The following is a 19,727-nucleotide window of genomic DNA, read 5'->3' as shown; positions in this document are numbered from 1 at the left end:
GGACGAAAACGGGATCGTCCCAACCAGTTCGCAACGATTTCCCAGGCGTTCGACATGGGTTCGACAGGATCGGCGCCGGGTCAGGCCGCGGCCGAGGCGGCCTGCGGCGCCGGTTCGAGCGCCTGGGCGACGATCTCGGCGACGTCGGTCATCGGCTTCACCTCGAGCGCGTCGAGCACCTCGGCCGGGACGTCATCCAGGTCCGGCTCGTTGCGCGCCGGGATGAAAACCGTCGACAGCCCGGCGCGCTGCGCGGCCAGCAGCTTCTGCTTGACGCCGCCGATCGGCAGCACCCGCCCGTTGAGCGTGACCTCGCCGGTCATGCCGACATCGGAGCGCACCCGGCGCCCGGTGGCCATCGAGACCAGCGCGGTCACCATCGTGACGCCGGCCGACGGGCCGTCCTTGGGCACCGCGCCCGCGGGCACGTGCACGTGGATCCGCCGGTCCAGCGCCTTGGGGTCGACACCGAGCTGCGGGGCGTGCGAGCGCACGTAGGACAGCGCGATCTGCGCCGACTCCTTCATCACGTCGCCCAGCTGGCCCGTCAACTGCAACCCGGGTTCGCCGTCGGTGGCGCCGGCCTCGATGTAGAGCACGTCGCCGCCCAGGCCGGTGACCGCCAGGCCGGTGGCCACGCCGGGCACCGCGGTGCGTTCGGCCGACTCCGGGGTGAACCTCGGACGGCCCAGGTAGGACACCAGGTCCGGTTCGTCGATGACCACCGGGGTCACCGGTTCGTCGGCGATCTTCGTCGTGACCTTGCGCAGCGCCTTGGCCAGCAGCCGCTCGAACTGCCGCACCCCGGGTTCGCGCGTGTAATCGGCCGCGATCTTGCGCAGCGCGGCGTCGGTCACCGTGACCTCGGCGTCGGTCAGCGCGGCCCGTTCCCGCTGCCGGGGCAGCAGGTAGTCGCGCGCGATGGCGACCTTGTCGTCCTCGGTGTAGCCGTCGATGGCCACCAGCTCCATGCGGTCCAGCAGCGCCGACGGGATGTTCTCGATCACGTTGGCGGTGGCCAAAAACACCACGTCGGACAGGTCCAGGTCCAGATCCAGGTAGTGGTCGCGGAAGGTGTGGTTCTGCGCGGGGTCGAGCACCTCGAGCAGCGCCGCGCTCGGGTCGCCGCGGTAGTCGGAGCCGACCTTGTCGATCTCGTCCAGCAGCACAACGGGATTCATCGACCCCGCCTCGCCGATGGCGCGCACGATGCGGCCCGGCAGCGCGCCCACGTAGGTGCGCCGGTGCCCGCGGATCTCGGCCTCGTCGCGCACCCCGCCCAGGGCGACCCGCACGAACTTGCGGCCCAGCGCCCGCGCCACGCTCTCGCCCAGCGATGTCTTGCCGACGCCGGGCGGGCCCGCCAGCACCATCACCGCACCCGAGCCGCGGCCGCCGACGACCTGCAGCCCCCGCTGGGCCCGACGGGTGCGCACGGCCAGGTACTCGACGATGCGGTCCTTGACGTCGTCCAGCCCGTGGTGGTCGGCGTCCAGGATTGCCCGGGCCGCCTTGAGGTCCGTCGAATCCTCGGTCCGGGTGTTCCACGGCAGGTCCAGGACCGTGTCCAGCCAGGTGCGAATCCAGCCGCTTTCCGGGCTCTGGTCGCTGGCGCGTTCCAGCTTGCCGACCTCCCGCAGCGCGGCCTCGCGCACCTTGTCGGGCAGGTCGGCGGCCTCGACGCGGGCGCGGTAGTCGTCAGACCCGTCCGGTTCGCCCTCGCCGAGTTCCTTGCGGATCGCGGCCAGCTGCTGGCGCAGCAGGAATTCCTTCTGCGTCTTCTCCATGCCCTCGCGGACGTCCTCGGCGATCTTCTCGCTGACCTCGATCTCGGCGAGGTGCCCGCTGGTCCAGTCGATCAGCAGACGGAGGCGACGGCCCACATCTTCGGTCTCCAGCAGCTGCCGCTTCTGCACGTCGGTCAGGTAGGACGCGTAGCCCGAGGTGTCCGCCAGCGCCGACGGGTCGGTCAGGCCGTTGACGTAGTCGACGATCTCCCACGCCTCGCGCCGCTGCAGCATGGCCAGCAGCAACTTCTTGTATTCGGCCGCCAGCGCCTTGACCTCGTCGTTCGGCTGGGCCGCGGGAACCTCGGTCACCTCGACCCACAGCGCCGCTCCGGGCCCGGAGGCCCCGGCCCCGATGTGTGCGCGCCGCTCGCCGCGCACGACGGCGGCGGTTCCGCCCCCGGCGATCCGCCCGACCTGCAGGATCTTCGCGATCACGCCGTGGGTCGGGTACCGGTCGTCCAGGCGGGGGGCGATGAGCAGCTGCCCGGACTCGCTGGCCTGCGCGGCGTCGATTGCCGCCCGGGCGGCGTCGTCCAGCGCGATCGGGACCACCATTCCGGGCAACACGATCGTGCCGGTGAACAACACGGGCACTGACTTGGCTTCAGCCATCACTCCTCCAAAAAGTTGAGTCTGATGCGCTTAACCCAGCCTGAAGTCCATTTGTTCCCGGCGCCCGACCGTCACGCTTGCGGCGAAATCGGCTCCAGCCGCCGCAGCTGCGTCACGTGCGCGGGCGAAAGCTCCTCGAGGCAGGTAACGCCGAGCAGCGCCATCGTCCGCATCACGCCGTCCCGCAGGATTTCGATCGCGCGAGCCACGCCCGCCTCGCCGCCGGCCATCAGCCCGTACAGATAGGCCCGCCCGACCAGGGTGCAGCGCGCCCCCAGCGCGATCGAGGCCACGATGTCGGCGCCCGACATGATGCCGGTGTCCACCAGGATCTCGGTGTCGTTGCCCAGTTCGCGCGCCACCGCGGGCAGCAGGTGGAACGGCACCGGGGCCCGATCCAATTGCCGGCCACCGTGATTGGACAACACGATGCCGTCGACGCCGCGGTCGACGACGGCACGCGCGTCCTCGAGCGTCTGAATTCCCTTGACGACCAGCTTGCCGGGCCACTTGGCCTTGATCCACTCCAGGTCGTCGAAGGTGAGGCTGGGATCGAACATGGTGCTCAGGTATTCGCCGACGGTGCCCGGCCAGCGATCCAGCGACGCGAACGCCAGCGGCTCGGTGGTCAGCAGGTCGAACCACCACTTCGGGTGCGGCACCGCGTCCAGCACGGTGCGCAGCGTCAGCGTCGGCGGGATCGTCATGCCGTTGCGGTTGTCGCGCAGCCGCGCGCCGGCGACCGGCACGTCGACGGTGGCCAGCAGCGTGTCGAACCCCGCGTCGGCGGCGCGCTGCACCAGCGCCATCGAACGCTCGCGGTCGCGCCACATGTAGAGCTGAAACCACTTGCGCCCCTGCGGGACCGCGGCCACCAGGTCTTCGATCGCCGTCGTGCCCAACGTCGAGAGCGAGAACGGGATCCCGGCCCGGGCCGCGGCCGCCGCGCCGCCGATCTCGCCCTCGGTGTGCATGAGCCGGGTGAACCCCGTGGGCGCGATCCCGAAGGGCAGGACGACGGGCTGGCCGAGCACGTTCCACCCGGCGGTCACTTGGGAGACGTCACGCAGGATCGTCGGGTGAAACTCGATGTCGCGGAAGGCCTGTCGGGCGCGCCGGATCGACAGCTCGTCGTCGGCGGCACCGTCGGTGTAGTCGAACGCCGCCTTTGGGGTGCGCCGCTTGGCGATGCGCCGCAAATCTTCGATGGTGTACGCGGCGTCGAGCCGGCGCTTGGTGGCGTCGAATTGCGGGCGTTTGAACTGGATCAGCGGCGCGAGGTCGCGCGCCTTGGGCACTCGTCGCTTGATCGAGTCCCGTCTTTTCAACCCCATCCGTCTTTTGAATTCCATGGTGTGCCACCGTAGTCGTATGTCGTTGACCGACCCCTTCGACTTGAAGCGCTTCGTCGACGCGCAGTCACCGGTTTACGGCAACGTCGTCGACGAGCTGCGCCGCGGCCGAAAGCGCAGTCACTGGATGTGGTTTGTGTTCCCGCAGCTGCGCGGGCTGGGCAGCAGCCCGACGGCCGAACGCTACGGCATCGCCTCGCTGGACGAGGCCCGCGCGTACCTGCGGCACGAGGTGCTGGGGCCGCGGCTGCGCGAATGCACCCGGCTGGTCAACCAGGTTCGGGGTCGTTCGGCCGCCGCAATCTTCGGCTCGCCCGACGACCTGAAGCTGCGCTCGTCGATGACGCTGTTCGCCCGCGCCACCGATGACAACGAGGATTTCCTCGAGTTGCTCGACAAGTACTACGGCGGCCGGCAAGACGAGCTGACGCTGGAACTTCTAGCGCGCCCTTAGGCGGGCCCCAGTATCCGCCAGCCGTGCGGCTCGACGACCACGGTGTCGACCACCTCGGGTGGTGGGGCGCCCGAGCCGCCGACGACCCGGGCGCGCGGCTTGCCCAGCCCCGACAGCGCCAGCCGCCGCGGCTCGTCGTCGATGTTGAGCGCGACCAGCAACGCGTCGTCGCCGCTGCGCGTCTCGTAGACGTAGTGGCGGTTGTCGAGCCGCAGCGCGGTGGTGCACGCCGCGTGCAGCCACGGGTTACGGCGACGCAGCCCGATGAGGTACTGATGCAACGCAAATACCGACGCCCCCAACGCGTCGGTTTGCATTGGGGGAGAGCCGAACTCGGGACGCACCGCGTCGTCTCCGCCGCGCCGCTCTTCCTTGACGCCGCGAAACCCGAGCTCATCGCCGGCGTACACGCTGGGCACGCCCCCGACGGTCATCAGGATCACCAGCGCGTGGGCCACGTGCTCGGCGCGCTCCAGCCGGCTGGCGATGCGCGTGACGTCGTGGTTGCCGATGAAGGTCAGCGGGACGAAACCGCCCAGCAGACCGTTGTGCCGCTGCAGCGCCCAGTCCAGCTCGAAAAAGTTGCCGTCGTTGAGCCCGCTCCAAATCGCCTTCCACAGCTCGTATTGGGTGGCCGAGTCGAAGGTGGCCGCCTCGACCACGGCGGCGTAGTCGCCGTGGATGAGCTCGCCGACGAACCAGGCGCCGGGGTGGTGCTCGCGCACCCGGGGCAGCACCGACGCCCAAAAGTCTTGCGGGACAGCGTAGGCGGCATCGAGGCGCCAGCCGTCGGCGCCGCGCCGCAACCAGTGCCTCATCACGTCGACCGTGTAGTCGACGACCTCGGGGTTGTCGTGGTTGAGGGTGATGAGCTCGGAGTGGCCCTCGAAGGTGTGAAAGCGGCCCGGGCGGCCGCGAAACCAGCGTGCGGAAGCCTCGTCATCGGCCGCCGCCACGTAGCGCGGGAAGTCCACGCCGACGTGGTTGAACACGCCGTCGAGCAGGATGCGCAAACCGCGGGCACGGGCCTCGGCCACCAGGTGCTCGAAGTCGGCGTCGTCACCGAGCCGGGGATCGATGCGGTAGTGGTCGGTGGTGTCGTAACCGTGTGTGCGCGAGGCGAAGATCGGCCCCAGGGCGATGCCCGAGGCGCCCAGCGCGATGGCGTGGTCGAGCCAGTCGACGAGCCGCCGCAGCCGATGCTGGTTCGGCTGCGGCGGCCCCGACGACGCGGGCGCGGGGAACGCGCCCACGAATCCCAGCGGGTAGACCTGCCACCAGATCGCGTGTTCGATCCAGGCGGGGCCCTTCACCACTGGGCTCACGACGCTGCGCTCAGCCGACGGCGACCGGCGTCTGGGCGGTCATGATCGCTTGCGCCACACCGGCAACGATGGACGCGGCCTTCAGCGCCTCGAAGATCGCCTCGCGGTCCACGCCCGCCTCCCGAAGCGTGTGCTCGTGCGCGGCCACGCAGTGCGAGCACCCGTTGATCGACGACACGGCGAACGACCACAGCTCGAAGTTGGCCTTGTCGACACCGGGATTGGCGATGATGTTCATCCGCAGTCCCGGCCGCAGGTCGTCGTAGGCGCCCTCGAGGAAACCGCGGCCACGGTAGAACACGTTGTTCATGCCCATGATGGACGCCGCGCCCAGCGCCGCCTGGTACGCCTCGGCGGACAGGATGTCGGCCGCCTCCGCGCCGATTTCGGCCAGCACCTGGGCGTTCCGGGTCGCCGCGGCGCTGGCCAGCAGCGTGCCCCACAGCTGTTCCTCGTTGAGGACGGTGCTGCGGGTGATCGAGCCCAGGTTGAGCTTGAGGTCCTTGGCGTACTCGGGCAGCGCGTCCTTGAGGTCTTCCACACTCATGTCTCGCCCCCTCCTACGCGGAAGCCCTCAGCAGCTCGCCGGCGTCGATCGTCGGGTCGCCCTTGCGCCAGTTGCACGCGCACAGCTCGTCGGACTGCAGCGCGTCCAGCACGCGCAGCACCTCGTCGACGTTACGTCCCACGGAGCCGGCGGTGGCCGAAACGAACTGGATCTCGTTGTTCGGGTCGACGATGAAGGTCACCCGGTCGGCGAAGCCGTCGGCGTTGAGCACGCCGGTGGCCAGCGAGAGCTCGCGCTTGATGTCCGAAAGCATCGGGAAGGGCAGCTTCTTTAGGTCCTCGTGCTGAGCGCGCCACTGGAAGTGGACGAACTCGCTGTCGATCGAGACACCGAGGACCTGCGCGTCGCGGTCCTTGAACTCGTCGTTGAGCTTGCCGAAGGCGGCGATCTCCGTCGGGCACACGAAGGTGAAGTCCTTGGGCCAGAAGAACACCACGCGCCACTTGCCGGGGTGGTCCTCGTTGGTGATGGTGGTGAAGTAGTCGCTGGGTTGCTTGGCGTCGACCTTCGACAGGTCGCCCGCGATCAGCGCGGTGAGCTCGTAGGCGGGGAATTGGTCGCCGATTGTCAGCAGGGCCATAGATGCTCCTTATCTGGATCCACTCAAGATTAGCTATCCGTCCCTATGATGCCGGGAGCGCTGCTTGAAGTAAAGGTGATATATCACACTATACTTATAGGCATGTCCGATAAGACCTATCAGCCGACGATCGCCGGGCTCCGCGCGTTCGTCGCAGTCGCGGAAAAGCAGCACTTCAGCAGTGCCGCAACGACTCTCGGCGTCAGCCAATCCACGCTGTCGCAGGCGCTGGCCGCGCTGGAGTCCGGGCTCGGCACCCAGTTGCTCGAGCGGTCCACGCGGCGTGTCTTCTTGACTCCCGAGGGTCAGCAGCTGCTGCCGCATGCCCAGGCCGTGGTGGAGGCGGCGGACGCGTTCACCGCGGCCGCGGCGGGGGCCTCCGATCCGCTGCGCGCCAGCATGCGCCTCGGGCTGATCCCCACCGTGGCGCCCTACGTGCTGCCGACGCTGCTGGCCGGCTTGGCCGTGGAACTGCCCGCGCTGACGCTGCGGGTCGTCGAGGATCAGACCGAGCGGCTGCTCAGGCTGCTGCGGGACGGGGCGCTGGACGCGGCGCTGATCGCGTTGCCCGCCTCTAACCCGCCGGCGGCCTGGGCGAGCGAAATCCCGATCTACGACGAAGATTTCGTGCTAGCGCTGCCGCCCGGGCATCCGCTGTCGGGAAAGCGCCGGGTGCCGCCCGCGGCCCTGGCGTCGCTGCCGCTGCTGTTGCTCGACGAGGGCCACTGCCTGCGCGATCAGGCGCTGGACGTCTGCCACAAGGCCGGCGTGCGCGCCGAGCTCGCCAACACCCGCGCGGCGTCGCTGGCGACCGCGGTGCAGTGCGTGACGGGCGGGTTGGGGATGACGTTGATCCCGCAGAGCGCTGTGCCGGTCGAAGCCGCCCGCAGCCGGCTCGGGCTGGCAGAATTCGCCACGCCCCGCCCCGGCCGGCGGATCGGTCTGGCGTTCCGGTCCTCGAGCGGGCGCGACGAGCCCTACCGGCAACTGGCGGCGACCATCGGCAAGCTGATCAACGCCGAACATCGGGTGCGCCTGGTCAAATAGCCGGTCGCCGGCGGTAGGTTCTGGCTATGGAAAAGGTCATCGCCGTGATGATGCGACCAGACCCCGACGACGACTGGTGTGCCCGGCAGCGCGGTCACGTCGCCGATGCGCTGTTGGAACTCGGCGTGTTCGGGTTGCAGGTGAACGTTCGCGACAGCGCGGTGCGTCACTCGCTGATGACGCTGACCACGATGGACCCGCCGGCGGCCGCGGTGGTGAGCATGTGGACCCAGCAATGCTACGGCGACCAGATCGGGGCGGCGCTCAAATTCCTCGCCCAGGAATGCGAGCGGCTCGCCGCCTATCTGGTGACCGAGTCGGTTCCGCTCGCGCCTCCGCCAACCGAACCACGTTGCCGAACAACGGGTCTGGCCAACATCGCGTTGCTGCGCCGGCCCGCCGAACTCGACGAGGCGACGTGGCTGACCCGCTGGCAGCGCGACCACACCGCGGTGGCCATCGAGACCCAGTCGACGTTCGGCTACACCCAGAACTGGGTGGTGCGCAGCCTGACCCCGGACGCGCCGGGAATCGCGGGCATCGTCGAGGAGTTGTTCCCGATCGAGGCGGTCACCGACCTGAAGGCGTTCTTCGGCGCCGCCGACGACGACGACCTACAGCACCGATTAGGCCAAATGATCACCAGCACAACCGCATTCGGCGCCAACCAGAACATCGACACGGTGCCGACCAGCCGCTACGTCTTCACGACGCCGTTCAAGGACTGAGGGACTGCCATGACAACACTCGACGACGCGGTGGCGCTGGCCACAAGCGAAAGCGGCCTGGCGGTCGTCGCCACCGTTCGCGCCGACGGCACGGTGCAGGCGTCACTGGTCAACGTCGGCCGGCTGCCGCACCCCGCGACCGGCGAGCCGGCGCTGGCGTTCACCACCTACGGCAAGGTCAAGCTGGCCAACCTGCGGGCCCGCCCCCAGCTGGCCGTGACGTTCAAGAACGGTTGGCAGTGGGCCACCGTCGAAGGCCGCGCGGAGCTGGCCGGGCCGGACGACCCGCAGCCCTGGCTGAAAGACGCCGACCAGTTGCGGCTGTTGCTGCGCGAGGTGTTCAGCGCCGCGGGCGGCACCCACGACGACTGGGACGAATACGACCGCGTGATGGCCCGGGAGCGACGCGCGGTGGTGCTCGTCGCGCCGACCCGCGTCTACAGCAACGGCTGAGCGCGGGCCCGTTACGCTGCACCCGTGATCCTGCAGATCGACGACGAAAACCGGGTGCGCACCCTGACGCTGAACCGGCCGGACGCGCTCAACGCATTCAACGAGGCCCTCTACGACGCGACGACCGAAGCGCTGCTGGCCGCCGCCGACGACCCGGAGGTGGCCGTCGTGCTGCTCACCGGCGCGGGCCGCGGCTTCAGCGCGGGCACCGACCTGGCCGAGATGCAGGCCCGCATCACCGACCCGGACTTCGCGCCGGGCAAGCACGGCTTCACCGGCCTCATCGACGCCCTGGCCGCGTTTCCCAAGCCGCTGATCTGCGCCGTCAACGGCGTCGGCGTCGGGATCGGCGCCACCATCCTCGGTTACGCCGACCTGGCGTTCATGTCGTCGACGGCCCGCCTGAAGTGCCCGTTCACCAGCCTGGGCGTAGCCCCCGAGGCGGCCTCGTCGTACCTGTTGCCGCAGCTGATCGGCCGGCAGAACGCCGCGTGGCTGCTGATGTCCTCGGAATGGGTCGACGCCGCGGAGGCCCTGCGGATGGGTTTGGTGTGGCGCGTCTGCGACCCCGAACAGCTGCTGCCCGAGGCCCGTCGACACGCCGAAGTGCTTGCCTCCCAGCCGGTTTCGAGCCTCATGGCCGTAAAGCACACGATGATGGAACCGGTCCGCCCGGAGATCGCGGCGGCGAGCGCGCGGGAAAATACCCACTTCGCCGAGCTGATGGGCGCGCAGGCCAACGCCGCGGCCCTGGCGGACTTCAACAAACGGCGCTAGCGGGCCGGAGAGGGCTCGAGTTCGCGCGCCGCGGCGATGATGGCGCGCAACGTGCGCCGGCAACGCCCGCAGTCGGCGCCGGCCCCGCACGCCGCGGCGACCTCTTTGCTCGTCGATGCGCCCCGTTCGACGGCGTCGCACACCGTCTGGGTGGTGGCCCCGACGCACAGGCACACGTACATCAGCACACCCCCCGCACGCTGGGATCGACCGGGACGAGCCTCATATTAGCGGAGTCTAACCTAAGTAGGTTAGACACTCCTAACCCCGGTCGTGTGACTCAGGCGACACACTGAGCACAGCATTACCTTGCTGGAAGATTCCAAACCGGCGTGGCAAAGTGCTGCTACGGCCCTAAAACTCGTGCGCTTCAGCCCGGCGCGACCGAGCGCGGCCAGCCGTGACAACCTCATACGGTAGGAGTGATCATGCAAGGTGATCCGGACGTTCTGCGCCTGCTCAACGAGCAATTGACCAGCGAGCTCACCGCCATCAACCAATATTTCCTGCACTCCAAGATGCAGGAGAACTGGGGCTTCACCGAGCTTGCCGAGCACACCCGCTCCGAGTCCTTCGACGAGATGCGCCACGCCGAGGAGATCACCGACCGCATCCTGTTGCTCGACGGGCTGCCCAACTACCAGCGCCTCTTCTCCTTGCGCATCGGGCAGACCCTGCGCGAGCAGTTCGAGGCCGACCTCGCCATCGAGTACGAGGTGATGGACCGGCTCAAGCCGGGCATCATTCTGTGCCGCGAAAAGCAGGACAGCACAAGCGCCGTCCTGCTGGAAAAGATTGTGGCCGACGAGGAAAAGCACATCGACTACCTGGAGACGCAACTGGAGTTGATGGAGAAGCTCGGCGAGGAGCTGTACTCGGCGCAGTGCGTGTCGCGACCCCCGAGCTGACGCCGATTGCCCACCGTGGGCACCCGTAGTGATCGGGATCCGGCGGAAAGGCACCCATGACGAGGGCGACACCAGCAAAGATTGAGGCCAGCCCGGCCGCGCCCGCGCCTGACGACGTCGCGGTCGACCCGCAGCGACGGAACTTCATCTTCCTCGCGGTCTTGCTCGGCATGCTCATGGCCGCCCTGGACCAGACGATCGTGGCGACGGCGCTGCCGACGATCGTCGCCAACCTCGGCGGGGCGGGCCATCAGTCGTGGGTGGTCACCAGCTACCTGCTGGCGTCGACCATCATGACCGCGCTCGTCGGAAAGTTCGGCGACCTCTTCGGCCGCAAGAAGGTGTTCCAGGCGGCCGTGGTGTTCTTCGTCGCCGGGTCGGTGCTCTGCGGGCTCTCGAGGTCGATGGGCACGCTGGTGGCGGCGCGCGCGTTGCAGGGCATCGGCGGCGGCGGGCTCATGGTGACCGCCACGGCGCTCATCGGCGAGGTGATCCCGCTGCGGGATCGCGGCCGCTACCAGGGCGCCATGGGCGCGGTGTTCGGGGTCACCACGGTGATCGGGCCGTTGCTCGGCGGCTACTTCACCGATCACTTGACGTGGCGCTGGGCGTTCTGGATCAACGTGCCGGTTTCGATCGTGGTTTTCTTCGTGGCGGCGGCGGCCATTCCGCCGCTCGGCCAACGCGCCAAACCGGTCATCGACTACACCGGCATCCTGCTGGTCGGCCTCGGCGCGTCGGGGCTGACGCTGGCCACCAGCTGGGGCGGCACCACCTATGCGTGGGGATCCGCGACGATCATCGGGCTGTTCGCCGGTTCCGCGCTGGCCCTGGCGGCGTTCGTGTGGGTGGAAAGCCGCGTCGCCGCGCCGATCCTGCCAACCCGGCTGTTCGGCAACGCGGTGTTCACGGTGTGCTGCGTGCTGTCGTTCGTGGTCGGGTTCGCGATGCTGGGCGCGCTGACCTTTCTGCCCACCTACATGCAGTTCGTCGACGGCGTCTCGGCAACCACGTCGGGGCTGCGCACGCTGCCGATGGTCGTGGGGATGCTGACCACCTCGATGGGCAGCGGTGTCCTGGTCGGCCGCACGGGACGGTACAAAATTTTCCCCGTCGCGGGCACGGCGGTGATGGCGGTCGCGTTCTTCCTGATGTCGCGGATGGACCTTTCGACCTCGGCGTTGGTGCAGTCGCTGTTCCTGGTCATCCTGGGCGCGGGGATCGGGATGTGCATGCAGACGCTGGTCTTGATCGTGCAGAACACCGCCAGCTTCGACGACCTCGGCGTCGCCACCTCCGGGGTCACCTTCTTCCGCACGATCGGCAGTTCGTTCGGCGCGGCGATCTTCGGTTCGCTTTTCACCAACTTCCTGCACAGCCGGATCGGTCCGGCCATGGTGGCCAGCCGCGCACCCGCGGCCGCGGCCGCGTCGCCGGAGGCCCTGCGCCGGCTCCCGCACGAGATGGCGGCGCCGATCGTGGCCGCCTATGCCGACTCGCTCACCCGGGTTTTCCTCTGGGCGGTGCCGGTCGCGTTGGTGGGGTTCGTCCTGGCGCTGTTTCTGCGCGAAGTGCCGCTGCGGGGCATCGGCAGCAGGCGCGGCGACATCGGCGAGGCGTTCGCCATGCCCACGAGCCAATCGCCCGACGAGATGCTGGAGACCGCGATCGGCCGGCTGCTGCGGGGCGCCCCGGGCATGCGCCTGCGCAGCATCGCGATGCGACCCGACTGCCGGCTCGACGTCGCCGGCCTGTGGGGCGTGCTGCGCATCAACCGCTATCGGCAGATGTATGGGGCGGCCCGGCTCACCGACATCGGCGACTACCTCCGGATACCGTTCGAGGTCCTCGAACCCACCTTCTCCCGGTTGGTCGCCACCGGTTACGCGCAACGCGATGGCGACGAAATGTGGCTGACGCCGGCCGGGATCCAACAGGTCGATTACGTCTACTCGCTGCTGCTGGGCTGGCTCGTCGACAAGCTGGCCCGGTCGCCGGGCTTCGAGGGCCGGCCGGACCGCGGCCAGGTGGAAGCCGCGCTCGAACGCGTCGCGCATCGCCTTCTGGCCCAACGTGATTGGCACGACGAGCCGCCGACGGTCGCCATCCATGCGGCCGGCCCCGCACCCGTTGGCTGACGGGTCCGCCCGAAATCCGGGGCTCGGGCGTACCATCACGCCATGAGCCGAATCGGAACCTTTGCCGACGACGACCTGGCCGGCTGGTTTGCCAAATCGCCCGACCTCGGTGGCGCGCTCGGCGCGTTCAGCCAGGCGGTCTACACGAAGAGCCGGTTGCCGCTGCGCACCCGCGAGCTCGCGCGAACGGTGATCGCGCACAGCAACGAATGCGTCGTCTGCGTCAACACCCGCGACGCCGACGGACCCGCGGCGGGCGTCGACGAGGAGCTCTACGAGCACGCGCTCGAATGGCGCACCTGGCCGGGCTACAGCGAACAGGAGCGGCTGGCCGCCGAATTCGCGCACCGGTTCGCCACCGAGCACACCAAACTCCGCGACGACGAAGACTTCTGGGCGCGCTGCGCCGAACACTTCTCCGACGAGTTGCTCGCGGACCTGGCGCTGTCGTGTGCGCTATGGGTCGGCATGGGCCGGGTGTTGCGGACCCTGGACATCGGCCAGGCCTGCAAGCTGACCCTGCCCAGCCGCGCGTAGCCCTTCCCACCTCAACTCATCACCGGTTGCGCCGCGACGCGGAAATGTCTGCGAAGACACGCCGGAAAACGTGGCAGCCGTTTATGTTTCGCGGGCGCGGAGGAGACCTCTTGAAGATTCGCTTCGGTGTCGGGCTGGGGGCGGACACCGCCCCGGATCGGCTCGCCGGCATCGTCGATCACCTCGAAGCGAGCGGGATCGACTCGCTGTGGTTTTCCGAGCTGGTGTACTCCCCGGCGGTGGATCCGGTGGTGGGGATGGCCTATGCGCTGGCGCGGACGACCCGGTTGAAGGTGGGCACGTCGGTGGCCGTCCTCCCGGGGCGGCACCCGGTGCTGGTGGCCAAACAGCTGGCGTCGCTGGCGGCGGTCGCCCCGAAGCGCGTGCTTCCGGTGTTCGGGTTGCGCTCGGCGATCCCGGCCGAACGCGAGGTGTTCGTCGTTCCCGACGGGCAGCGGGCGGCGGTGTTCGACGAGGCGCTGCGGGTGTTGCGGTCGGCGCTGGTTGACGACTCGGCCAGCTACACCGGCCGGTACTTCACCGTGAGGGCGGCCGCGGTGGCGCCGCGGCCGGTGCCGCCGCTCGACATCTGGTTGGGCGGCTCGGCGCCCGCGGCGTTTCGGCGCATCGGCGCGCTGGGCGACGGCTGGCTGGGCAGCTTCCTCACCCCGGCCGAGGCGCGGGCGGCCCGGCAGGCGATCGAACGCGCCGCGGCCGACGCCGGCCGGCAGATCGAGCCCGACCATTTCGGGATCTCGCTGGCCGTGGTGGACGGGGCCGACGGCGAGATTCCCCCGGAGTTGGCGGCCGCGGCGCGCCGGCGCCGCCCGGACCTCGACCCCGCCGAGCTGATCGCCGCCGGCTGGGACCGGCTACACAGACAGCTCGATGCCTACATCGCCGCGGGGCTGACGAAATTCGTCATCCGGCCGGCCGGCGCTGGGCCGATCGAGGACTTCCTCGATCGGTTCGCCGCCGAGCTGGTCGGCCGGCAGAACTGATCGGGTTTCTCATGACCGCCACCCCGCTCGCAGCCGCGGCGATCGCCCAACTGGAGGCCGAGGGCGTCGACACCGTCATCGGCACCACGGTCAACCCCGCCGGCCTCACGCAGGCCAAGACGGTGCCGATCCGGCGCACCAGCACCTTCGCCGACCCCGGGCTGGGCGCCAGCCCGTCGTGGCACGTCTTCGCCATCGACCAGACCGGCACGGCGTTCACCGACGACGCCGGCGTGATCGGCGATCAGCGCCTGCGCATCGACCTGTCGGCGTTGCGCATGCTCGGCGACGGGTTAGCGTGGGCGCCCGCCTCGTTCTTCGAGCAGGACGGCACGCCCGTCGCTGCGTGCGGGCGGGGAACGCTGCGCCGCATCGAGGGCGCGCTGGCGGAGGCCGGCATCGAGGCGGCCGTCGGCCACGAGCTCGAGTTCGTGCTGGTCGATTCGCAGGGCGGGCGGCTGCCGGCCACCCTCTGGGCGCAGTACGGCCTCGCCGGCGTGCTCGAGCACGAGGGTTTCGTGCGCGACGTCAACGCCGCGGCGGCGGCCGCCGGGGTCGGGGTGGAGCAGTTCCATCCCGAGTACGGGCCCAACCAGTTCGAGATCTCGTTAACGCCGTTGCCGCCGGTGGCCGCCGCCGACCAGCTGGCGCTGACGCGGCTGATCGTCGGCCGGGCCGCCCGCCGCCACGGGCTGCGCGTCAGCCTGTCGCCGGCACCCTTCGCCGACAGCGTGGGATCCGGTGCGCATCAGCACTTTTCGCTGAGCACGCCGGACGGACCGGTGTTTTCCGGCGGGACGGGAGTCGCGGGCATGACGGCGGCGGGGGAGAGCGCGATCGCCGGCGTGGTCGGCGGGTTATCCGAGGCCCAGGGCATCCTGTGCGGCTCGATCGTGTCGGGTTTGCGGATGCGACCCGGCAACTGGGCAGGCGCCTACGCCTGCTGGGGCACCGAGAACCGCGAGGCGGCGGTGCGCTTCATCAGGGGCGGCCCGGGCAGCCCGCGCGGCGGCAACGTCGAGGTGAAAATCGTCGACCCGTCGGCGAACCCGTATCTGGCGTCGGCGGCGATCCTCGGGCTGGCGCTTCACGGGATCAAACGACGGGCCGCGTTGCCGGAAGAAATCACGGTCGACCCGGCGAAACTGTCCGATGCGGATCGCGAGAACGCGGGCGTCCGGCGACTGTCGCAGTCGCAGGCAAAAGCCCTTGCCGCGCTTGATCATTCGCGGCTGCTGCGCGACATCCTCGGCGACCCCGCCGTGGACATGGTGCTGGCGGTGCGCCGCCTGGAGCACGAGCGCTACGGCGAGCTGGGCCCGCAGGAGCTGGCCGACAAGTTCCGGATGGCCTGGAGCCTGTGACGCCCGCGCTGGCCTCCCGCATCGACGACGTGGCGTTGATCGACCAGCACGTCCACGGGTGCTGGCTGACGCCGGGGGACCGGCGGCGCTTCGAGAACGCCCTCAACGAGGCCAACACCGATCCGGTCGTCGGCCCGGCCTTCGACTCCCAGCTCGGCTTCGCCGTCCGCGCCCACTGCGCGCCGGTTTTGGGCCTGCCGAAACACGTTGACCCCCAGGCATATTGGGAGCGGCGTCGGCAGCTCGGCGAGGCCGAGCTGGCGCGGCTGTTCCTGCCCGCCGCCCACGTCAGCGACTGGCTGGTCGACACCGGCATCGACGGGGATACGGCCGACGTGGCCGGCATGGCCGAGGTCTCCGGCGCCCGCGCCCACGAGGTCGTCCGCCTCGAGCAGGTGGCCGAGCAGGCCGCGCGGGCGCCGGGCGATTACGCCGCGGCGTTCGAAGAAATCCTGCACCGGCGCGCGGCCGCGGCGGTCGGCACCAAGTCCATCCTGGCCTACCGCGGCGGCTTCGACGGCGACCTCACCGAACCGTCGCCGGCGCAGGTGGCCGAGGCCGCGAGCCGCTGGCGCGACAGCGGCGGGACCCGGTTGCGGGACCGGGTGCTGCTGCGCTTCGGGCTGCACCAGGCGCTGCGGCTCGGCAAGCCGCTGCAGTTCCACGTCGGTTTCGGCGACCGGGACTGCGACCTGGCCAAGGCCAACCCCCTGTATCTGCTCGACTTCCTGCGGCAGGCCGCCGACACCCCGATCGTGCTGCTGCACTGCTATCCCTACGAGCGCGAGGCCGGCTACCTGGCGCAGGCCTTCAACCACGTCTACCTCGACGGCGGCTTGAGCGTGACCCACCTCGGGGCCCGGTCGCCGGCGTTCATCGCCCGACTGCTGGAGATGGCGCCGTTCGGCAAGATCCTGTATTCGTCCGATGGCTTCGGCCCCGCGGAATTGCACTATCTCGGTGCGACCTTGTGGCGCAGGGGAATTCACCGCGTGCTCCGCGGATTCGTCGACGACGGCGACTGGAGCGAGGCCGACGCCATCCGGGTGGTCGAGCTCATCGCGCGCGACAACTCGGCCCGCCTCTATGGCGTTTGACGCCCGGTGACACCGGGGTATACCGGCGGTTATGCCTAGCGTCGGCGGCATCTTGGAGTGGGCCCGCGAGCAAGTCGTGTCGCGGGTGCCCAAAGCCGATCTCGATGAGCGGGACCCCGACTACATCCGCGACCAGCTGCCGGGCACCTGGCTGCTGGCGTCGTTGTACTTCCGGGCGGACGTGCGCGGTTTGGACCGCATTCCCGCCGAGGGCCCGGTGCTGCTGGTCGGCAACCACAGCGGGGGCAACGTGCCGCCCGACACGTTCGTGTTCACCCTGGCGTTTTGTTCCTACTTCGGCGTGGAGCGGCCGTTCTACCAGCTGGCGCACAACCTCGTCGTCTCCGCGCCGCCGCTGGGCTGGCTGCGCAAGTTCGGCACGGTCGCGGCCAACCACGAGAACGCCCGGCTGGCGCCGGAATCCGGGGCGGCGCTGCTGGTGTATCCCGGCGGCGACTACGAAGTCTTCCGGCCGTCCTGGGAGCGCCACAAGGTCGACTTCGGCGGCCGGATGGGCTACGTGCGGCTGGCCCGCGAGGCCGGGGTGCCGATCGTCCCGGTCGCCAGCGTCGGCGGCCAGGAGAGCGCGCTGTTCCTCAACCGCGGGCAGTGGCTGGCCAAACTGCTGATGGCTGATAAATTGCTGCGGCTCAAGAGCATTCCGATATCGCTGGCCCTGCCGTGGGGCATCAACATCAGCGACCTGGCCGGGCATATCCCGCTGCCCACCAAGATAGTGATCGAGGTGCAACACCCGATCCGGGTCGACGGCTCGGATCTCGAGGACCAGGCGGTGCACGACAAGGTGCTGGCCAGCCTGCAGGGCGGCGTCGACCGGCTGGCCGCCGAACGCCGATTCCCGGTGATCGGCTGATGCGCGTCGAACGCCGCTGCGTCATCAACGCCGATCGCGACGCGGTCTGGAAGATCGTCAGCGAGCCCGACTGCTACCCGTCGTTCATGACGAACCTGGAGCGCTGGGAGTCGTCGAACGACCAGCGCCGCGGCCTGGGTGCGCGCTACACCGTGCACTGGAAGATCGGCTCGGTGCCCGTCGGCGGGCTCATCGAGGTGGTGGAATTCGACGAGAACCGCGACATCGCCTGGGTGGGCATCACCGGGATCTCGCTGCGCGGGCGGTTCCGGCTCCGCGACTGCGGGGACGGCAGGACGAGGGTGATCTACCGGCTCTCGTATCAGGCGCCCGGCGGCATCCTCGGGTATATCGCCGACCGCGTCGCCGTGCGCCAGGTGAGGCGCACGCTGTCCGCGGATTTGAAGTGCCTCAAAAGGCTCGCCGAGTCCTAGCCGTTTCTTCCCGCGAGCGTGCGTGGAATGCCGCCCGCACCGGCGTGTCGCCGCGCAGACACGCACGCTCGCCGCGCGACGACGGCACGCCAAACGGCGGGCTTGGTTGTGTTGCACTGGGGTGATGGCTGTTTCGATGCGGGCCGGGGCTTCGCCGCCCCGGCCGTTTCAAGGATTGGGAACCCGGACGGCGGCAGTTCGTCCCCGAGCTCTCAGCCGACCCAGCGGCCGTGCTGGCGCGCGCGGGCGTGGGTCCGGATGAGTTCACCCAACTCGCGCCGGCCCCCGCCGAGCCTGTTGCCGCCGCCCGCACCGGTTGGCTCTGAAGCGACGGGCCCCATCGCAAAGGCGGGTGGCGTGCTTTTCAGGTGTTGCGTCGAGATGTTGTGAGTTTGTTTGCCCGACAGGGGACGGCTACGGTCGCCCGTTGGGAGGGGTGGTGCGCTTTCACTGGCCCGGTGGAAGACATCAGGTCAGCAGGCTTCGCCAGAATCAGGGCGGTATCGCCCGTCCGAAATCGATTTGGCCCGTCCGAAACGCTGCTGTGACGCCGCCGTCGACGAGGAGGTCGGTGCCCGTCACGAAACTCGCCGCAGGGCTGAGAAGAAAGTCCACAACGGCCGCGATGTCGTCGGCGGTCCCGGGTCTCTGGGTTCCTGATCCGTCGATCATTGCCCGCATAGCGCCGCCCGAGGCGCCGGCCAATTCTTGTCTGCCCATCGGCGTTGCGATGATCCCGGGGCTGATCGAGTTGATCCGTGCGCCACGTCTGCCCCATTCAGTGGCGGCCATCGCGACACGAAGTTGATTAACCCGCTTGGCATGCGCATATGCCTCGCCGGGAACCTTGAAACGATTGGGGTCGTTGGCGGGCAACGCGAGGAGTTCTTCCGTTGGCGTTGTTGCCAATTGGAACTCGATGTCGGGCTCAATCGGTTGGTTCAGGTGGGCGGCCATGCTAGATATGACGACGCCCGATCCGCCACGTTCTATAACGGCGCCAAATGCATCTATCGTCAGCGCCACGCCCATTAGATCGACGGCCAGGAACGCACCCACTGTCGCTTGTTCGGGCGAGAGGCCCGCGGTGTGGACAACGGAGGACACCGGGCCAATGGATGAAGCGGCTGCGGCCAACTCGGCTAGCGAACCCCGTGACGTGACATCCACATGGGCACTGCGGACGATGTGCCCTTCGTCGGCTAGCCGGCTCGCGGCGTCGTGCAGGGATTTGGTGTCAACGTCGGCGAGTACCAGCGACCGACCGGGACCTACCCGCCGTGCGACGGCTATGCCTATACCTCCGATACCGATCACGACGCTGACATCTCGGATCATCGTGGCCGCCTTCCTTAGTCTCACAATGCGTTGCTGTGTGGGGATGACGTCCGGGCCGCGGAGATCGCAGCGCGAGTAATCGATGGCGCTACGGCGAAGTGCCTGCCTCGCAACGAAAGGCGGCGCGATGCTTTCCATTGATGGACGGACGATGGGCGCGATGAACGCCCTTCCCGCCACTTTCGTTCGTGGCTCGCTTCAGTGCTCGGAGAGGATGAGCTCCTTCCAAGTCTTAGGCCCCACGGTTGTCGCCAGATTTGACTGCGTGTATGAGCCATTGGGTCACCACCGGGGCGTGTCGGTGGCGGCGGTCAGGGTGTCGTAGGCGGTGTCGAGTTGGCGTTGACGGC

Annotated in this window: 20 protein-coding genes; 13 read left to right on the top strand and 7 right to left on the bottom strand. The window is 69.2% G+C overall.

Annotation, left to right across the window (positions count from 1 at the left end; translation table 11 throughout):
• Window positions 1-80: 80 nt before the first annotated feature.
• Together lon and AWC19_RS16890 are read right to left on the bottom strand one after the other, a co-directional pair.
• Entirely contained in the window at window positions 81-2,402 is a 2,322-nt protein-coding gene (gene lon, locus AWC19_RS16895) for an endopeptidase La (RefSeq protein ID WP_085079214.1), read from the bottom strand.
• Between the two features lie 71 nt (window positions 2,403-2,473).
• Complete coding sequence (locus tag AWC19_RS16890; protein WP_085079213.1) at window positions 2,474-3,736, bottom strand: alpha-hydroxy acid oxidase; 1,263 nt, start codon at window positions 3,734-3,736, stop codon at window positions 2,474-2,476.
• A gap of 37 nt (window positions 3,737-3,773) precedes the next feature.
• Here AWC19_RS16890 and AWC19_RS16885 point away from each other — a divergent pair, with 37 nt between their 5' ends.
• Window positions 3,774-4,208, top strand: coding sequence for a DUF1810 domain-containing protein (locus AWC19_RS16885; protein WP_085079212.1), 435 nt, complete (start codon window positions 3,774-3,776; stop codon window positions 4,206-4,208).
• Here AWC19_RS16885 and AWC19_RS16880 read toward each other — a convergent pair.
• Genes AWC19_RS16880 through AWC19_RS16870 form a run of 3 tightly spaced genes read right to left on the bottom strand, consistent with a single transcriptional unit; the run spans window position 4,205 to window position 6,681 of the window.
• Window positions 4,205-5,533: an alpha-amylase family protein gene (locus tag AWC19_RS16880; protein ID WP_085079211.1), complete on the bottom strand. Its 1,329-nt coding sequence runs from the start codon at window positions 5,531-5,533 to the stop codon at window positions 4,205-4,207. The two genes, AWC19_RS16885 and AWC19_RS16880, sit on opposite strands and share 4 nt — an antisense overlap.
• Window positions 5,534-5,543: 10 nt before the next feature.
• Window positions 5,544-6,080, bottom strand: a complete 537-nt coding sequence (locus tag AWC19_RS16875; RefSeq protein WP_085079210.1) for an alkyl hydroperoxide reductase — start codon at window positions 6,078-6,080, stop codon at window positions 5,544-5,546.
• A gap of 13 nt (window positions 6,081-6,093) precedes the next feature.
• Window positions 6,094-6,681 (bottom strand): peroxiredoxin, encoded by a 588-nt coding sequence (locus AWC19_RS16870; RefSeq protein WP_085079209.1) that lies wholly within the window; start codon window positions 6,679-6,681, stop codon window positions 6,094-6,096.
• 102 nt (window positions 6,682-6,783) lie between these two features.
• Here AWC19_RS16870 and AWC19_RS16865 point away from each other — a divergent pair, with 102 nt between their 5' ends.
• The 4 genes from AWC19_RS16865 to AWC19_RS16850 are packed head-to-tail and all read left to right on the top strand — an operon-like array spanning window position 6,784 to window position 9,686.
• Window positions 6,784-7,728 carry a hydrogen peroxide-inducible genes activator gene (locus tag AWC19_RS16865; RefSeq protein WP_085079208.1) on the top strand — a complete coding sequence of 315 codons (945 nt, stop codon included), beginning with the start codon at window positions 6,784-6,786 and terminating at the stop codon, window positions 7,726-7,728.
• A 26-nt stretch (window positions 7,729-7,754) separates the two neighbouring features.
• Window positions 7,755-8,456, top strand: coding sequence for an EthD domain-containing protein (locus AWC19_RS16860; RefSeq protein ID WP_085079207.1), 702 nt, complete (start codon window positions 7,755-7,757; stop codon window positions 8,454-8,456).
• A gap of 9 nt (window positions 8,457-8,465) precedes the next feature.
• Window positions 8,466-8,909 (top strand): TIGR03618 family F420-dependent PPOX class oxidoreductase, encoded by a 444-nt coding sequence (locus AWC19_RS16855; protein WP_085079206.1) that lies wholly within the window; start codon window positions 8,466-8,468, stop codon window positions 8,907-8,909.
• A 24-nt stretch (window positions 8,910-8,933) separates the two neighbouring features.
• Window positions 8,934-9,686, top strand: coding sequence for an enoyl-CoA hydratase/isomerase family protein (locus tag AWC19_RS16850; RefSeq protein ID WP_085079205.1), 753 nt, complete (start codon window positions 8,934-8,936; stop codon window positions 9,684-9,686).
• On the opposite strand, the gene AWC19_RS16845 is transcribed toward AWC19_RS16850, so the two are convergent.
• On the bottom strand, window positions 9,683-9,868 hold the full coding sequence (locus tag AWC19_RS16845) for a (2Fe-2S)-binding protein (RefSeq protein ID WP_085079243.1): 186 nt from the start codon (window positions 9,866-9,868) through the stop codon (window positions 9,683-9,685). The genes AWC19_RS16850 and AWC19_RS16845 overlap by 4 nt on opposite strands.
• A 246-nt stretch (window positions 9,869-10,114) precedes the next feature.
• On the opposite strand from AWC19_RS16845, the gene bfr reads away from it, so the two are divergent.
• From bfr to AWC19_RS16805, 8 genes are all read left to right on the top strand, one after another.
• Entirely contained in the window at window positions 10,115-10,594 is a 480-nt protein-coding gene (bfr, locus tag AWC19_RS16840; RefSeq protein ID WP_085079242.1) for a bacterioferritin, read from the top strand.
• A gap of 56 nt (window positions 10,595-10,650) precedes the next feature.
• Window positions 10,651-12,732 (top strand): MDR family MFS transporter, encoded by a 2,082-nt coding sequence (locus AWC19_RS16835; RefSeq protein WP_085079204.1) that lies wholly within the window; start codon window positions 10,651-10,653, stop codon window positions 12,730-12,732.
• A 42-nt stretch (window positions 12,733-12,774) separates the two neighbouring features.
• On the top strand, window positions 12,775-13,269 hold the full coding sequence (locus tag AWC19_RS16830; protein WP_085079203.1) for a carboxymuconolactone decarboxylase family protein: 495 nt from the start codon (window positions 12,775-12,777) through the stop codon (window positions 13,267-13,269).
• Between the two features lie 110 nt (window positions 13,270-13,379).
• Window positions 13,380-14,270, top strand: a complete 891-nt coding sequence (locus AWC19_RS16825; protein ID WP_085079241.1) for a TIGR03854 family LLM class F420-dependent oxidoreductase — start codon at window positions 13,380-13,382, stop codon at window positions 14,268-14,270.
• Window positions 14,271-14,281: 11 nt separating this feature from the next.
• Window positions 14,282-15,634 carry a type I glutamate--ammonia ligase gene (locus AWC19_RS16820; protein WP_085079202.1) on the top strand — a complete coding sequence of 451 codons (1,353 nt, stop codon included), beginning with the start codon at window positions 14,282-14,284 and terminating at the stop codon, window positions 15,632-15,634.
• A complete protein-coding gene (locus AWC19_RS16815; protein ID WP_085079201.1) occupies window positions 15,622-16,731 on the top strand; it encodes an amidohydrolase family protein in 1,110 nt (369 codons plus the stop codon). The genes AWC19_RS16820 and AWC19_RS16815 overlap by 13 nt, the downstream gene beginning before the upstream one ends.
• A 31-nt stretch (window positions 16,732-16,762) precedes the next feature.
• Window positions 16,763-17,605, top strand: a complete 843-nt coding sequence (locus tag AWC19_RS16810; protein WP_085079200.1) for a lysophospholipid acyltransferase family protein — start codon at window positions 16,763-16,765, stop codon at window positions 17,603-17,605.
• Window positions 17,605-18,039, top strand: a complete 435-nt coding sequence (locus AWC19_RS16805; RefSeq protein WP_085079199.1) for an SRPBCC family protein — start codon at window positions 17,605-17,607, stop codon at window positions 18,037-18,039. The genes AWC19_RS16810 and AWC19_RS16805 overlap by 1 nt, the downstream gene beginning before the upstream one ends.
• A 492-nt stretch (window positions 18,040-18,531) precedes the next feature.
• Here the strand turns inward: AWC19_RS16805 and AWC19_RS16800 are convergent, their stop codons facing one another.
• Entirely contained in the window at window positions 18,532-19,377 is an 846-nt protein-coding gene (locus AWC19_RS16800; RefSeq protein ID WP_085079240.1) for an SDR family oxidoreductase, read from the bottom strand.
• Window positions 19,378-19,727 lie beyond the last annotated feature (350 nt).

It is taken from the genome of Mycobacterium palustre, from assembly GCF_002101785.1.
GTDB lineage: Bacteria > Actinomycetota > Actinomycetes > Mycobacteriales > Mycobacteriaceae > Mycobacterium > Mycobacterium palustre.
This window is presented reverse-complemented; position numbering and strand designations above follow the sequence as displayed.